The 15,370-nt window shown below is 71.3% G+C and carries 9 protein-coding genes; all 9 read left to right on the top strand.

Features of this window, described 5'->3' with window-relative positions:
- The first annotated feature begins 24 nt into the window (after window positions 1–24).
- The 9 genes from ACIP63_RS04645 to ACIP63_RS04605 all read left to right on the top strand — a co-directional run bounded on the left by ACIP63_RS04645 (window position 25) and on the right by ACIP63_RS04605 (window position 15,214).
- The gene (locus ACIP63_RS04645; protein ID WP_401511413.1) at window positions 25–1,950 is read left to right on the top strand and encodes a TIGR03960 family B12-binding radical SAM protein; all 1,926 of its coding nucleotides are present in this window, start codon (window positions 25–27) and stop codon (window positions 1,948–1,950) included.
- Window positions 1,951–2,105: 155 nt separating this feature from the next.
- Window positions 2,106–3,239 carry a hypothetical protein gene (locus ACIP63_RS04640; protein WP_401511411.1) on the top strand — a complete coding sequence of 378 codons (1,134 nt, stop codon included), beginning with the start codon at window positions 2,106–2,108 and terminating at the stop codon, window positions 3,237–3,239.
- A gap of 122 nt (window positions 3,240–3,361) precedes the next feature.
- Window positions 3,362–4,141 (top strand): TIGR03936 family radical SAM-associated protein, encoded by a 780-nt coding sequence (locus ACIP63_RS04635; RefSeq protein WP_401511409.1) that lies wholly within the window; start codon window positions 3,362–3,364, stop codon window positions 4,139–4,141.
- A gap of 225 nt (window positions 4,142–4,366) precedes the next feature.
- Window positions 4,367–8,581: an Rne/Rng family ribonuclease gene (locus tag ACIP63_RS04630; RefSeq protein WP_401511407.1), complete on the top strand. Its 4,215-nt coding sequence runs from the start codon at window positions 4,367–4,369 to the stop codon at window positions 8,579–8,581.
- Window positions 8,582–9,060: 479 nt separating this feature from the next.
- Window positions 9,061–9,381, top strand: a complete 321-nt coding sequence (gene rplU / locus ACIP63_RS04625; protein ID WP_018551604.1) for a 50S ribosomal protein L21 — start codon at window positions 9,061–9,063, stop codon at window positions 9,379–9,381.
- 14 nt (window positions 9,382–9,395) lie between these two features.
- Window positions 9,396–9,653 carry a 50S ribosomal protein L27 gene (rpmA, locus tag ACIP63_RS04620; protein WP_014045902.1) on the top strand — a complete coding sequence of 86 codons (258 nt, stop codon included), beginning with the start codon at window positions 9,396–9,398 and terminating at the stop codon, window positions 9,651–9,653.
- A 140-nt stretch (window positions 9,654–9,793) separates the two neighbouring features.
- The gene (gene obgE, locus ACIP63_RS04615; RefSeq protein WP_401511405.1) at window positions 9,794–11,236 is read left to right on the top strand and encodes a GTPase ObgE; all 1,443 of its coding nucleotides are present in this window, start codon (window positions 9,794–9,796) and stop codon (window positions 11,234–11,236) included.
- A 300-nt stretch (window positions 11,237–11,536) separates the two neighbouring features.
- Window positions 11,537–13,039 (top strand): D-ribitol-5-phosphate cytidylyltransferase, encoded by a 1,503-nt coding sequence (locus ACIP63_RS04610; RefSeq protein WP_401511403.1) that lies wholly within the window; start codon window positions 11,537–11,539, stop codon window positions 13,037–13,039.
- A 129-nt stretch (window positions 13,040–13,168) separates the two neighbouring features.
- Window positions 13,169–15,214: a hypothetical protein gene (locus tag ACIP63_RS04605; RefSeq protein WP_401511401.1), complete on the top strand. Its 2,046-nt coding sequence runs from the start codon at window positions 13,169–13,171 to the stop codon at window positions 15,212–15,214.
- The last annotated feature ends 156 nt before the right edge of the window (window positions 15,215–15,370 follow it).

Below are 15,370 nucleotides of genomic sequence, written 5' to 3'. Positions count from 1 at the left end.
CCTGCCAGCTACGAAGGTCCTCAGATGTCTGCCGAGTCGGTCTTCCCACAGCTCGAAGCTCTGCTCCCGCATGTGCAGAAGCCCATTCAGTACGTCGGCGGTGAGCTGAACTCCACCGTCAAACCGTGGGACGAATGCGACGTCCGCTGGGCACTCATGTACCCGGACGCCTACGAGGTCGGACTGCCCAACCAGGGCGTCATGATCCTCTACGAGGTGCTCAACGAGCGCGAGGGCGTCCTCGCCGAGCGCACGTACAGCGTGTGGCCGGACCTCGAGGAGCTGATGCGCGAGCACAAGGTGCCCCAGTTCACCGTGGACAGCCACCGCCCCGTCGGCGCCTTCGACGTGTTCGGTCTCAGCTTCTCCACCGAGCTCGGCTACACCAACATGCTCACGGCCCTGGACCTCGCGGGCATTCCGCTGGAGTCCAAGGACCGCACCGTCGACCACCCGATCGTGCTGGCGGGCGGCCACGCCGCGTTCAACCCCGAGCCGATCGCGGACTTCATCGACTGCGCGGTCATCGGCGACGGCGAGCAGGCCGTCCTGGAGATCACCGAGATCATCCGCGCCTGGAAGGCCGAGGGCCGGCCCGGTGGCCGCGAGGAGGTGCTGTTCCGCCTCGCGAGGACGGGCGGCGTCTACGTCCCCGGCTTCTACGACGTCGAGTACCTCCCCGACGGCCGCATCGGCCGCGTCGTACCCAACAGGTCCGGCGTGCCGTGGCGGGTGTCCAAGCACACCGTCATGGACCTCGACGAATGGCCGTACCCCAAGCAGCCGCTCGTCCCCCTGGCCGAGACCGTCCACGAGCGGATGTCCGTGGAGATCTTCCGCGGCTGTACCCGCGGCTGCCGTTTCTGCCAGGCCGGCATGATCACGCGCCCCGTGCGGGAGCGAAGCATCACCGGCATCGGCGAGATGGTGGAGAAGGGGCTCAAGGCCACGGGCTTCGAGGAGGTCGGCCTCCTGTCGCTCTCCTCCGCCGACCACAGCGAGATCGGTGACATCGCGAAGGGTCTCGCCGACCGCTACACGGACGACAAGATCGGCCTCTCGCTGCCCTCCACCCGCGTCGACGCGTTCAACGTGGACCTGGCCAACGAGCTGACCCGCAACGGCCGCAGGTCCGGCCTCACCTTCGCCCCCGAGGGCGGCTCCGAGCGCATGCGCAAGGTCATCAACAAGATGGTCTCGGAGGAGGACCTGATCCGTACGGTCGCCACCGCGTACGGCAACGGCTGGCGCCAGGTGAAGCTGTACTTCATGTGCGGCCTGCCCACCGAGACCGACGAGGACGTCCTCCAGATCGGTGACATGGCGGTCAACGTGATCGCCAAGGGCCGCGAGGTCTCCGGGCAGAACGACATCCGCTGCACCGTCTCCATCGGCGGCTTCGTGCCCAAGCCGCACACCCCCTTCCAGTGGGCCCCGCAGCTCAGCGCCGAGGACACCGACGCCCGGCTGAAGAAGCTCCGGGACAAGATCCGCGACGACAAGAAGTACGGCCGCTCCATCGGCTTCCGCTACCACGACGGCAAGCCCGGCATCGTCGAGGGCCTGCTCTCCCGCGGTGACCGCAGGGTCGGCGCCGTCATCCGCGAGGTCTACGAGTCCGGCGGCCGCTTCGACGGCTGGCGCGAGCACTTCAGCTACGACCTGTGGATGAGGAGCGCGGAGAAGGCGCTCCCCTCCTTCGGCGTCGACGTCGACTGGTACACCACCCGCGAGCGGACGTACGAGGAGGTCCTGCCCTGGGACCACCTGGACTCCGGTCTGGACAAGGACTGGCTCTGGGAGGACTGGCAGGACTCCCTCGACGAGACCGAGGTCGAGGACTGCCGCTGGACGCCGTGCTTCGACTGCGGCGTGTGCCCGCAGCTCGACCTGGACATCCAGATCGGCCCCACCGGCAAGAAGCTCCTGCCGCTCACGGTGGTGAAGTAACACCCCGCCCTCGTACGGGTGACAGCCGTTCCCGCCCCGCCTGGCCCCTGCCCGGCGGGGCGGACCGCTGTCAGGGCAGCGCGCTCCCGCTTCCGGACCGCCGCCCGCCCGCTCCGCCGGGAAACCCTGGGACGGGTCTTCGCGTCCCTAACGGCATGGACCTCGACAAGCACCGCACGCCGGCGCCGTACGAAGGCGGAGAAGGCTGTCTGACGACCTTCGTCAGGATTCCCGTCAGAATCGTGGTGCTCGTCCTGGTCCTGCCGGTCCGGATGCTCTGGGATCTTCTCGTCGCGGGAGGGCGTCTCGCGGAACGGGTGCTGCTGCGCCCCCTCGGACGGGCGCTGGAGTGGCTGTACCGCCAGGTGCTCGTCCCGGTCGGGAGGGCGCTCGCCTGGCTGACCGTGGCCCTTCTCGTATGGCCCTGGGTGGGCCTGTGGCGCTACGTCGTCGTCCCGGTCGTCCGGTACGGGGTCGTCGTCCCGCTGGTGTGGCTCTACGGAGCCGTGCTCACCCCGGCCGGACACGGGCTGCGGTGGGTGTACGACAAGCTGCTCGTCCCGGCGGTCACCGGACTCGTCACCCTCCTCCTGGTGTGGCCCGCCGTCGGCGTGTGGCGGTACGTCCTGAAGCCGCTCGGCATCGCGGCGGACCGGCTCGTGGTCCACCTGGTCGTACTGCCGCTCGTGTGGGTCCACCGCCACGTGCTGACCCCGGTGGGGCACGGCATCGCGTGGACGCTCCTGATGGCCGGAAAGGGGATCGCCGCCACCGGCCGGGGGCTGTGGACCGCCGTCGTGTGGCTGGCCATGACCCTGCTCGTCCTGCCGCTCGCGTGGGTGTACCGCCGGGTCCTGGCGCCGGTGGGCCGGGAGATCGCGGCGGCCTTCGGCGTCGCCTGGCGGATCGCCGGGTTCATCGCCCGCGCCGTCGGCCGCGCCCTGGCCTGGCTGGCGTGGCGCCTGGTCGGTGCGCCGGTGACCTGGGTCTACCGCGCGGTGTGCACGCCGGTGGGGCATTTCCTGCGCGACGTGGCCTGGGCGCCCGTCAAGCGGGTCGCGCTGGAGGCGGGACGCGCGGCGCGCGGCGCACTCGCCTCGGCCCGGGAGACCCTCCGCGCGGCCCGCAGGGACGCGTGGCGCGCACTGGTGGGACCACCGCAGGTCACGGACGCGCGGGAACTCGGAGGGTCCGCTGCGCGTACCCTGGGTAGGACAACGACTGTCCCCAGCGCGGCGCCCGCACCAGAGATCTCCCCGCTTGCCGGCAAAACCGTCAAGCGGGGGTGAGCCGGAGCGGCACCCCGGGGCACCCCGTACTTCGTGGGCGGCACGCCACCGCGGCCGCCCCGCACCGAGGAGAAGAACCACTGGGCAAGCGACAGCCCGAAGGCCCGCCGCCCGCACCGGCGGTGCAGCGCATCCGACTGCGCTACACCAAGCGGGGCCGCCTCCGGTTCACCAGTCACAGAGACTTCCAGCGTGCCTTCGAGCGGGCGCTGCGCCGCTCCGAGGTGCCGATGGCGTACTCGGCCGGCTTCACCCCGCACCCGAAGGTGTCGTACGCCAACGCCGCCCCCACCGGTACGGGCAGCGAGGCCGAATTCCTGGAGATCGCCCTCACCGAGGCACGAGATCCGGACACTCTGCGCAAGCTGCTCGACGCGTCGATGCCCGAGGGCCTCGACGTCATCGACGCGGTGGAGGCCCGTACCTCGGGCCTCGCGGACCGGCTGACCGCATCCGTATGGGAGATGCGCCTGGACGGCGTCACCGTTCAGGACGCCGAAAGGGCCGTCGCCGCCTTCCTGGGCGCGGAGACCGTGGAGGTCCAGCGCCGCGCGAAGAACGGCATGCGGACCTTCGACGCCCGTGCGGCGGTCGCCGGTCTGGAGGCCCTTGATCCACAGCCTGATAGGTCCGGGGACAGGCCTTGTGCGATACTGCGGCTGGTAGTGCGGCACGTGACACCTGCCGTGCGACCCGACGACGTCCTGTCCGGTCTCCGAGCTGTGGCCGACCTGGCGCCGCCGGTCCCCGCAGCGGTGACCAGGCTGGCGCAGGGGCTCTTCGACGAGGAGTCCGGCACGGTGACCGACCCGCTCGCGCCCGACCGCGAGGCAGCCCCGGCCGTTTCCACGGCCGATCCGGCAGCCGCCGCGACGGTGCCGGAAGGTGCAGGTTCCGCGTAAGGCGGTCGTTGTAGCGCAGCCCTCGGACTCGGGAGCCACCTGGGTCGGGCCGCGCACCGCCCCATAAGACTTTCGCCAGGCCGTGCGCAGCACGGAACCGGCGAGCCAGACATCAGCTCCCGTGCGGCGCCCGCGCCCCGGACGGCGGTATCGCGCACATCACGCGAATCGCGTCGGACCGGAACAAGGCGCGGCGCCCGGGAGCGCGACGGGAGAACCGCCCGCATGCACGAGCCGAACGAACCCGGAAACCCCGTAAACGCGGAGGACAACAACGCCCCCGGGGACAAGCTGCCGCCGCGCCGCAGGCGCCGCGCGGCGTCCCGCCCCGCCGGCCCGCCGTCGGGCGCGCCGGGCGCGTCCGCCGCCGAGGACGTCACGCCGGCCGCACCGGCCGCTTCCGCAGAGCAGGCGGAGCCCGCCGCGGAGGCCGCACCGCCGGCACGTGCCCGTCGCCGTGCGGTGCGTAAGGCGACCGCTCCGGCGGGTGCGCCGCAGGCCCCCGCCGAGGTCGTGGAGCCGGTCGTCGAGCCCGCCGCCGAGGCCCCGGCCGCCGCCCCCGAGACCCCTGCCGTGAGCGCCGAGGCCGACGAGGCCGCGCCGCCGGCACGTGCCCGTCGCCGTGCGGTGCGTAAGGCGACCGCTCCGGCGGGCGCGCCGCAGGCCTCCGCCGAGGTCGTGGAGCCGGTCGTCGAGCCCGCCGCCGAGGCCCCGGCCGAGGAAGAGGCAGAAGAGGCCGTCGAGACCCCCGTCGTGGAGGCGCCTCGTGGCCGCCGCCGCGCCACCCGCAAGGCCACCGCTCCGGCGGGTGCCCCCCAGACGGACGGGACCGCCGCGCAGGACGTCGTGGCCGAGCCGGTGAAGGCTCCCGAGCCCGTCGCCGAGACCCCCGCGGAGCCGGCCGAGCCCGCCGCGCCGCGAGGCCGTACCCGCCGTCGTGCGTCGGCCCCGGCCGGTGCGCCGCAGGGCGCCGGGACCGCCGGGTCCCCGGCCGCGATCGTGGCCGAACCGGCTGCCGAGGCCGCCGAGCCCGCCCGCGCCGAGGAGACCGTCGAGGCGCCGGCCGCCGAGGCCGCGCCGCCCGCGCGGGCCCGCCGCCGTGCCTCCCGTAAGGCGTCCGCGCCGGCCGGTGCCCCGCAGCCCGTCGAGGAGGTCGCCGAGGCGGCCGCCGAGAAGGGCGAGGACCTCCCCGCCGCAGTGGCCGAGGAGCTGGCCTCCGAGGCCGAGCAGGTCGAGGAGGCCGCGCCGCGCGGCCGCCAGCGCCGCCGCGCCTCCGCCGCCGCCGGCCGTCCCGAGTTCACCGGCAAGGCCGAGGAGCCCGCCCGCAAGGGACGCCGCGCGACGCGTCCCGCCGTGGCCGTCTTCCAGGCCCCGGTCTTCGCCGAGCCGATGTTCCAGACCCCGGAGACCGCGGCGGCCGCCGCTGCCGCCGCGGGTTCCGCCCCGGCCTACGACGAGAGCGACGAGGTCGAGGAGCAGAAGACCGCGGACCGCGCGCCGCGCAAGGCCGAGGGCAGGCAGACCGCCGAGGCCGCCGCACCCGCCGAGGCCGCCGAGTCCGCGGCTCAGGGCGGTTCGCGCCGCCGTCGCCGCCGGCGTGGCGAGGCCGTCGAGACCGAGCCGGCCGCGACCCCGGTGACGCTTCCGGCCGAGCAGGCGGCTCCGGCCGCCCCCGTCGAGGACGAGCACGAGGCCGAGGCCGAGACGGACGCCGAGCACGAGGGCGACGAGACGGACGAGTACGGGGACCGCCCCTCGCGCCGTCGCCGCCGTGGTGGCCGTCGCCGCCGTCGCGGTGAGGCCGGCGACACGGACGACGCGGAGCAGCAGGACGACGCCGCGGACCGTTCCGAGGACGAGCAGCAGGCGCACGACGACGAGGACGACGAGGAGCACGAGTCCTCCTCCGGCTCCAGCAGCAGCCGTCGCCGCCGCCGTCGTCGCCGCCGCAGCGGGGACGCCGCCGGTGAGGACACGGGCACGGGCGCAGACGACCCGGAGCGCACGGTCGTCAAGGTCCGGGAGCCCCGTAAGAAGGAGGCCGAGCGCGAGCCCGGCACCGGCTTCGACGAGGTCCAGTCCATCAAGGGCTCGACCCGCATGGAGGCCAAGAAGCAGCGCCGCCGCGAGGGGCGCGAGCAGGGCCGCCGCCGCGTCCCGATCATCACCGAGGCCGAGTTCCTGGCCCGCCGTGAGGCCGTCGAGCGCGTCATGGTCGTCCGCCAGAGCGGCGAGCGCACCCAGATCGGCGTCCTCGAGGACAACGTGCTCGTCGAGCACTACGTCAACAAGGAGCAGGCCACCAGCTACGTCGGCAACGTCTACCTGGGCAAGGTGCAGAACGTCCTGCCGTCCATGGAGGCCGCCTTCGTCGACATCGGCAAGGGCCGCAACGCCGTCCTCTACGCGGGCGAGGTCAACTTCGAGGCGCTCGGCATGGCCCACGGGCCGCGCCGCATCGAGACCGCGCTCAAGTCCGGCCAGTCCGTCCTCGTCCAGGTGACGAAGGACCCCATCGGCCACAAGGGTGCCCGCCTGACCAGCCAGGTCTCGCTGCCCGGCCGGTACCTGGTCTACGTGCCCGAGGGCTCGATGACCGGCATCAGCCGCAAGCTGCCCGACACCGAGCGCGCCCGGCTGAAGACCATCCTCAAGAAGATCGTCCCCGAGGACGCGGGCGTCATCGTGCGCACCGCCGCCGAGGGCGCGAGCGAGGACGAGCTGCGCCGCGACGTCGAGCGGCTGCAGGGCCAGTGGGAAGAGATCCAGAAGAAGTCGAAGAGCACCAGCAGCTCCAACGCGCCGACGCTGCTCTACGGCGAGCCGGACATGACCGTCCGGGTCGTCCGCGACATCTTCAACGAGGACTTCTCGAAGGTGATCGTCAGCGGTGACGACGCCTGGGACACCATCCACGGCTACGTCTCGCACGTGGCACCGGACCTCACGGACCGGCTGTCCCGCTGGACCTCCGAGGTCGACGTCTTCGCGACGTACCGCATCGACGAGCAGCTGATGAAGGCGCTGGACCGCAAGGTCTATCTGCCGAGCGGCGGCTCACTGGTGATCGACAAGACCGAGGCGATGGTCGTCGTCGACGTCAACACCGGCAAGTTCACCGGCCAGGGCGGAAACCTCGAGGAGACCGTCACCAAGAACAACCTGGAGGCGGCCGAGGAGATCGTCCGCCAGCTGCGGCTGCGCGACCTCGGCGGCATCGTCGTCGTCGACTTCATCGACATGGTGCTGGAGTCCAACCGGGACCTGGTCCTGCGGCGGCTCCTGGAGTGCCTGGGCCGCGACCGTACGAAGCACCAGGTCGCCGAGGTCACCTCGCTGGGCCTGGTCCAGATGACCCGTAAGCGGGTGGGCCAGGGTCTGCTGGAGTCCTTCTCCGAGACCTGCGTCCACTGCAACGGCCGCGGCGTCATCGTCCACATGGAGCAGCCCACGGCCGCCGGCGGCGGCGGTGGCAAGCGGTCCAAGAAGCGCGGCCGCGGTGCCGCGGGCCACGAGCACGAGCACGGCCAGGAGCACGAGCACGAGCTGCCGGCCGAGGCCGAGGCCGAGACCGAGGCAGAGGTGGCCGCCGAGGTCGCCGCCCCGGTGGCGCTGCCCGAGCCGGAGTTCGTCGCCGACGAGGAGCTGTACAGCAGCCCGGCCGAGGCCGAGGCGGCGGCGTCACGCGGCCGTGGCCGCCGGCGTGCGACCCGTAAGGTCACGGCTCCGGCCGGCGCGCCCGCCCCGGTGGCCGAGACCGCCCCGGCGGCCCCGGCGGCCCAGGAGAAGCAGCAGCCCGAGCCGGTGGCCGAGGCCCCGGTGGAGGCTCCCGCCGCACCCGAGGCCGAGGCCGCACCTCCGGCGCGTACGCGTCGCAGGGCGACCAGGAAGGCGACCGCCCCGGCGGGCTCGCCCAAGCAGGCCGACGTGACACCGCCGGTCCGTCCGGCCGAGCCCGCGGCGGAGCCCGTCGCGGCCGAGGACCCGGTCGTCGAGGCCGCCGCGCCGGCGGCGCCCGCTCCCTCGGAGAAGGCGGCGGAGCCCGAGGCTGCGGTCTCCGAGGCCCCGGCGGCTGACGAGGAGTCCGCTCCGGCCGCCCCGCCGCGCGCCCGTCGCCGGGTGACCCGCAAGGTCACCACTCCGGCGGGGCCGCCGGCCGGCGCCGATGAGGCAGCGGCCGTCGTGGTCACGGATGCCGGCTCCGACGCGTCCGAGGGTTCCGGCACCGAAGCGGAATCGGAGGCGCCGGTCAAGAAGACCGCGGCGCGGAAGACCGCGAAGAAGGCGACCGCGAAGAAGGCGGCCACCAAGAAGACGGCCGCCAAGACGGTCGCGAAGAAGACCGCGGCGAAGAAGACGACGACGAAGAAGGCAGCGGCGAAGAAGACCGTCGCCGCCGAGCAGTCGTCGCCTTCCGTGACGGCCTCGACCGACCTCTAGGGGACCGGCCGGGAAGTGACAGTGGCTGTGGGCCCCGCCTCGACCGAGGCGGGGCCCACAGCCGCGTGCGGGGCCCGCCCCGCACGGCGGCGGGTCCGGGGCACACAACGGCACCGCACAGCCCTGCCAGGGCAGGGTGGCGCGGAACCGGCCGGAGCGCCCCGCCACGGGCCCTGCGCGCGCCCCACGGGGTGGAGACGCCCGTCCCGTCCTCAGGCGCTTGTCGGGGGCTCCAGGGAGCCTTCCGGGCGGTTCCGCTGCCTGTGCGGGGCCGGTTTGACCGGCAAGGCAGCTGTCCGTAGTCTTAACGCTCGGTGTGTTTCCGTACGCACCTCCCCCTGAGCACATCCCTTCCGGCTCCGGCGCGCGCATCGCGCACCTTCCGGGAGAGGCCGCTCATCCTTCCGGATCGTCCCGGGCCCCGGCCCGTGCGAGCGGCTGGCATCAGGGGATCCGTTCCGAGTGAGAGAGAGATCCGCGTGTACGCCATCGTGCGCAGCGGTGGTCGCCAGCACAAGGTTGCTGTCGGCGACATCGTTGAGGTTGACAAGATTCCCACCGCCAAGGTTGGCGACACGGTCGAGCTCTCGACCCTGCTCGTTGTCGACGGCGACGCCGTGACCAGCGACCCCTGGGTCCTGGACGGCATCAAGGTCCAGGCCGAGATCGTGGACCACCACAAGGGCGCGAAGATCGACATCCTTCGCTACAAGAACAAGACGGGTTACCGCCGTCGCCAGGGTCACCGCCAGCAGTACACGGCGATCAAGGTCACCGGTATCCCCGCGGCTGCGAAGTAAGGGACTGAGGAGACATGGCACACAAGAAGGGCGCATCGTCCACTCGGAACGGGCGCGATTCCAATGCTCAGCGGCTCGGCGTGAAGCGCTTCGGCGGTCAGGCCGTGAACGCCGGTGAGATCCTGGTCCGCCAGCGCGGCACCCACTTCCACCCGGGCACGGGCGTCGGCCGTGGCGGCGACGACACGCTGTTCGCGCTGACCGCCGGTGCGGTGGAGTTCGGTACGCACCGTGGCCGCAAGGTCGTGAACATCGTTCCCGTCGCTGCCTGAGTCAGGCAACGGCTGAACGACACAGCACCTTCCGAGGGCGGATCTCAGCTTTCCCGGTAACCGGGGAAGCGGGTCCGCCCTCGGCGCGTTACGTCAAGAGACATTCCCGTATTTTTCCGTAGTACCTGGAGGCACCCACCATGACCACCTTCGTGGACCGCGTCGAGCTGCATGCCGCCGCGGGTAACGGAGGCCACGGCGTGGCCTCCGTACACCGTGAGAAGTTCAAGCCGCTCGGCGGTCCCGACGGGGGCAACGGCGGGCGCGGCGGCGACGTGATCCTCGTCGTCGAGCAGGCCGTCACCACGCTGCTGGACTACCACCACCACCCCCACCGCAAGGCCACGAACGGACAGCCCGGCGCCGGTGACAACCGCTCCGGCAAGGACGGCCAGGACCTCGTGCTGCCCGTGCCGGACGGCACCGTCGTCCTCGACAAGGCCGGCAACGTCCTCGCCGACCTGGTCGGCCAGGGGACCACCTTCGTCGCGGGCCAGGGCGGCCGCGGCGGCCTCGGCAACGCGGCGCTGGCCTCCGCCCGCCGCAAGGCGCCCGGTTTCGCGCTGCTCGGCGAGCCGGGGGAGAGCCGGGACATCGTCCTGGAGCTCAAGACCGTCGCCGACGTCGCGCTCGTGGGCTACCCGAGCGCCGGCAAGTCCTCGCTGATCTCGGTGCTCTCCGCCGCCAAGCCGAAGATCGCGGACTACCCGTTCACGACCCTCGTCCCCAACCTGGGCGTCGTCACCGCCGGTTCGACCGTCTACACCATCGCGGACGTCCCGGGCCTCATCCCCGGCGCCAGCCAGGGCAAGGGCCTCGGCCTGGAGTTCCTGAGGCACGTCGAGCGCTGCTCCGTCCTGGTGCACGTCCTGGACACCGCGACGCTGGAGTCGGACCGCGACCCGGTCTCCGACCTCGACATGATCGAGGAGGAACTGCGGCTGTACGGGGGCCTGGAGAACCGCCCGCGCATCGTCGCCCTCAACAAGGTCGACATCCCGGACGGCCAGGACCTCGCCGACATGATCCGCCCCGACCTGGAGGCGCGCGGCTACCGCGTCTTCGAGGTCTCGGCCATCGCGCACAAGGGCCTCAACGACCTCTCGTACGCCCTCGCCGGGATCATCGCCGAGGCACGGGCCAGCAAGCCGAAGGAGGAGTCGACGCGGGTCGTCATCCGTCCCAAGGCCGTCGACGACGCGGGCTTCACCGTGACCGTCGAGGACGACGGCATCTATCGCGTGCGTGGCGAGAAGCCCGAGCGCTGGATCCGCCAGACCGACTTCAACAACGACGAGGCCGTCGGCTACCTCGCGGACCGGCTCAACCGCCTCGGTGTCGAGGACGCGCTCCGCAAGGCGGGTGCCCAGGCCGGCGACGGCGTGGCCATCGGCGCCGAGGACAACGCGGTCGTCTTCGACTGGGAGCCGACCATGGCCGCCGGGGCCGAGATGCTGGGCCGCCGCGGCGAGGACCACCGCATGGAGGCACCCCGCCCCGCCGCGACACGCCGCCGCGAGCGCGAGTCCGAGCGCGACGCCGCGCAGCGGGAGTACGACGGGTTCGAGCCCTTCAGCGACTGATGACGCGGTCCCGCCCGGTGAAGGGAAGCCGCCCGGGCGGGACACGGGAGTACGGAGGGTGCCGATCGGCCGCCCGGGTGAAATCCGGGTGGGCGGAGGCCTGCTCAAAGGTGCTCCGTGCCGCTCACGCGTGTGGCGTCGGTCACCTGCCCGCAAGGCCGCCGTTCAGGTGTTTCTCCTGTGTGGCAGGGGAACGGCAGGTGTTCACCGGGTGAGGCGCACTCGACGTCCACCTTGCGAGATGGTAACGGAGAGTGTAACCATCGGGATGTTCCCCAGCCCTCGCAAGGTAGGTCGTCTGTGTCTGAGCAGTACATAGCCCAAGTCCGCACCACGGCAGTCGTACTCGCCGGCGGTACCGGTCAGCGCGTGGGTCTGTCGATACCGAAGCAGCTGCTGAAGATCGCCGGCAAAGCCGTCATCGAGCACACTCTGAGCATCTTCCAGCAGGCCGAATCGATCGACGACGTCATCGTCCTGATGGCTCCGGGTTATGTCTCCGATGTCGAGAAGATCGTCGCGAAGGCCGGCCTGACCAAAGTCATCAAGGTGATCGAGGGCGGTGCGACCCGCAACGAGACCACCGAGCGTGCCATCGCGGCACTCGGCGAGGGCCTGGCCGACGGGGAGGACCGCAACGTACTGTTCCACGACGCCGTGCGTCCGCTGCTCTCCCAGCGGGTGATCAAGGACTGCGTCGAGGCGCTCGAGCGCTACCAGGCGGTCGACGTCGCCATCCCGTCCGCCGACACCATCATCGTGACCCGTACCCACGGCGAGGACGGCGCGTTCATCACGGACGTACCGGACCGCTCCCGGCTGCGTCGCGGCCAGACGCCCCAGGCGTTCAAGCTGTCGACCATCCGGCGGGCCTACGAGGTGGCCTCGGGTGACCCCAACTTCCAGGCCACCGACGACTGTTCGGTAGTCCTGAAGTACCTCCCGGACGTGCCGATCTACGTCGTCGCGGGCGACGAGTACAACATGAAGGTCACCCAGCCGGTCGACGTCTTCATCGCGGACAAGCTGTTCCAGCTGGCCTCGACGGCCGTTCCGCAGCCGACGGGCGAGGCGGGCTACCGGGAACTGCTCACCGGCAAGACCATGGTGGTCTTCGGCGGGTCGTACGGCATCGGGGCCGACATCGCGTCGCTCGCGGAGTCGTTCGGCGCCAAGGTGTACGCCCTGGGGCGCTCCACCACGGGGACCCACATCGAGAACCCGGAACACGTCGACGACGCGCTCTCCAAGGCGTACGCCGAGACCGGGCGCATCGACTACGTGGTCAACACCGCCGGCGTGCTGCGCATCGGCAAGCTGGCCGAGACCGACAGCGCGACGATCCAGGAGGCGCTGAACGTCAATTACCTGGCGCCCGTCCAGATCGCCCGCGCCTCGTACAAGTACCTGGCGGAGACCAAGGGCCAGCTGCTGCTGTACACCTCCAGCAGCTACACCCGCGGCCGCGCCGAGTACAGCCTCTACTCCTCCACCAAGGCGGCCATGGTGAACCTCACCCAGGCGCTGTCGGACGAGTGGGCGGCGGACGGGGTCCGGGTGAACTGCGTCAACCCCGAGCGGACCGCGACGCCGATGCGGACCAAGGCGTTCGGCGAGGAGCCGGTGGGCTCGCTGCTCTCCTCCGAGGCCGTGGCCCGTACGTCGGTGGACGTCCTGCTGTCCGAGATGACCGGCCATGTGATCGACGTCCGCCAGCAGGACCCGACCCGTGGGGCGAGCGAGGCGTCCGGCTTCGAGCAGGCCCTGGCCTCGGTGCTGGACCGTCAGATCGATGTGCCATAATCAGTGATCGACTATTCGGACCCCGTCGGTTCGCCGTAAGGGCGAAACCGGCGGGGTCCGAATGCGTGAAGGCGCTCTTCACAATTTCCCCGTAGGTTATCCAGTCGGCATTCTCAGGAGCGGTACTTCGTGATTTCGAAAGCCATTCGTTTGGCTCGTGTCGGCAGCGGTTCGGAGCTGGCCGCCGCGCTTCTCCTGGGTCTGGGCTTCCCGTGCGTCATGGTCGCGGCCATAGTCCCCAACCTGTGGTTCTTCGCGGCAGCAGCCTTCGTGACGTATGCGGCGGACCAATATCTCCACCGCTGCGGCAGCTATCTCATCAACCGGCTCGCCGCGGTGCGCGCGGGTCTTTCGATCCGCTTCCTGGTGCGCCAGCTGCTGCTGGTCCTGCTGCTCTCGCGCATGGGCTACGGCGAGGCGATGCTCTTCTACGTGACCGTGGCCTGTCTGCTGGCCTTCTACGGGCTCCAGGCACCGCAGAGCGCGATAGTCACGCTCATCCGGCTGCGCCGCAAGCTGCCGGTGGTCACGCGGAACATCGACCTCAGCGCCGTGGCCATCGGGGACGCCCCGCCGCGCAGGCTGATGAGCCGTCCGGCCGAGAAGATGCTGCACCTGGACCTGTTCGGCCTGATCGGCGTGCTGATCGCCATCGAGACCGGCACCACGGCCTTCGCGTACGGCGGCCTGGCGCTCACGCTCGGCTTCGCCGTCCTCTACCTCGCCGCGCTGCTGCCCTACGCGCGCCCCAGCCGCCTCGTCCCGCCGGAGGCCAAGGTCCTCGCGGCGGTCGACGACTGGCTGGGCACCTACCGGCCGACGGTCATCATGTACTTCTCCGGATCCAAGGATTCGGCGTACCAGGTGAACATGTGGCTGGAGACGATGGCCCAGCTCGGCGGGCGGCCGCTGATCTTCCTGCGTGAGCGGAACATCGTCCCGCAGCTGGCCATGACCTCGGTGCCGGTGCTCTGCGTGCCCGGCGGGGTCCACCTGATGAACCTGAACCTCTCGTCGGTCCGCGTGGCCCTGTACGCGGCGAACGTCGGCAAGAACATCCACATGCTGCGGGTCCCGACGATGAAGCACGTCTTCATCGGCCACGGCGACAGCGACAAGCTCGCCAGCGTCAACCCGTACAGCAAGGTCTACGACGAGGTGTGGACCGCCGGGAAGGCCGGGCGGGACCGCTACGCGCTGGCCGACGTCGGCATCCGCGACGAGGACATCGTCGAGGTGGGACGCCCCCAGCTCGCCTCGATCAAGCCGTGGACCGGCGCCCCGAAGAACCCGATCCCGACCGTGCTGTACGCCCCCACCTGGGAAGGCTGGGACGACAACCCCGGCAACACCTCGCTGCTGCTGGCGGGCGAGAACATCGTCAGGCGTCTGCTCACCGCCGACGAGCCGGTCCGGGTGCTCTACAAGCCTCACCCCTTCACCGGCACCCGCAGCCGGAAGGCCAAGGCCGTGCACGCCCGTATCACCGCGATGATCGAGCAGGCCGCCGCCGAGCGCGCCACCGACCCCCGGTGGGCGACGGAGCGCGACGCGCTGCGCGCCGGGCAGGCCGAGGCGCGGGCCGCGATGCTCAGCATCGAGACGCGGCTGTCCAAGCTCGCCGGCAGTTCGCAGACCGACAGGGACGAGGCCGAGCAGTCCCGGGACGCCAAGGTCGACCCCGGGATCGAGGCGGAGACCGCGAAGCTCAGGGAAGAGTGGAACGACGCCTACTGGCGTTCCACCGGCTGGTGGGAGCACAAGGTCATCGTCGGGGCCGCACCCCGTCTGTACGACTGCTTCAACGAGTCGGACGCCATGGTCTCGGACATCTCCAGCGTGGTCTCGGACTTCATCGCGAGCGGCAAGCCGTACGCGGTGACCGACTCGGCCGCGATGGGCGTGGAGGAATTCCGGCGCCAGAACACCGCCGTACGCGCCGCGGTGATCCTCTCGAACTCGGCGGTCGAGCTGGACGAGCTGATGGCCGCCGTCACCGACCCGGCAGCCGACTCCCTGGGAGAGGCCCGGCGTGAGCTGAAGCAGTATCTGCTCGGCCCCGACGAGCCCACCTCCATCGAACAGTTCGACGCGGCGGTCCGGGAACTGGCAGCGAAGGCGGAGGCGCGCAACATCGGTGTCGCCCGGAGCCTCGGCGAACCCGTGGGCGGCTGATCCCGGTAAGGCGCACACATCGGGCATGGGCCCGTCGAAACCTGGAAACGGGTTTCGGCGGGCCTTTGTGGTGCAGCTCACAGGCCGAAAACGTGTGTCGCGCACAACCAACGCGCCGTATCGGCTGTCTCAATTGAACGTGAACGACAGTGCGAT

The sequence above is a fragment of the Streptomyces sp. NPDC088746 genome (assembly GCF_044751065.1).
GTDB lineage: Bacteria > Actinomycetota > Actinomycetes > Streptomycetales > Streptomycetaceae > Streptomyces.
This window is presented reverse-complemented; position numbering and strand designations above follow the sequence as displayed.

Excerpts from the sequence above, each read along its gene's own strand:
- ACIP63_RS04645 (WP_401511413.1), top strand. The coding sequence starts at position 25 with ATGTCTGCCGAGTCGGTCTTCCCACAGCTCGAAGCTCTGCTCCCGCAT.
- ACIP63_RS04640 (WP_401511411.1), top strand. The coding sequence starts at position 2,106 with ATGGACCTCGACAAGCACCGCACGCCGGCGCCGTACGAAGGCGGAGAA.
- obgE (WP_401511405.1), top strand. The coding sequence starts at position 9,794 with ATGACCACCTTCGTGGACCGCGTCGAGCTGCATGCCGCCGCGGGTAAC.
- ACIP63_RS04630 (WP_401511407.1), top strand. The coding sequence starts at position 4,367 with ATGCACGAGCCGAACGAACCCGGAAACCCCGTAAACGCGGAGGACAAC.
- rpmA (WP_014045902.1), top strand. The coding sequence starts at position 9,396 with ATGGCACACAAGAAGGGCGCATCGTCCACTCGGAACGGGCGCGATTCC.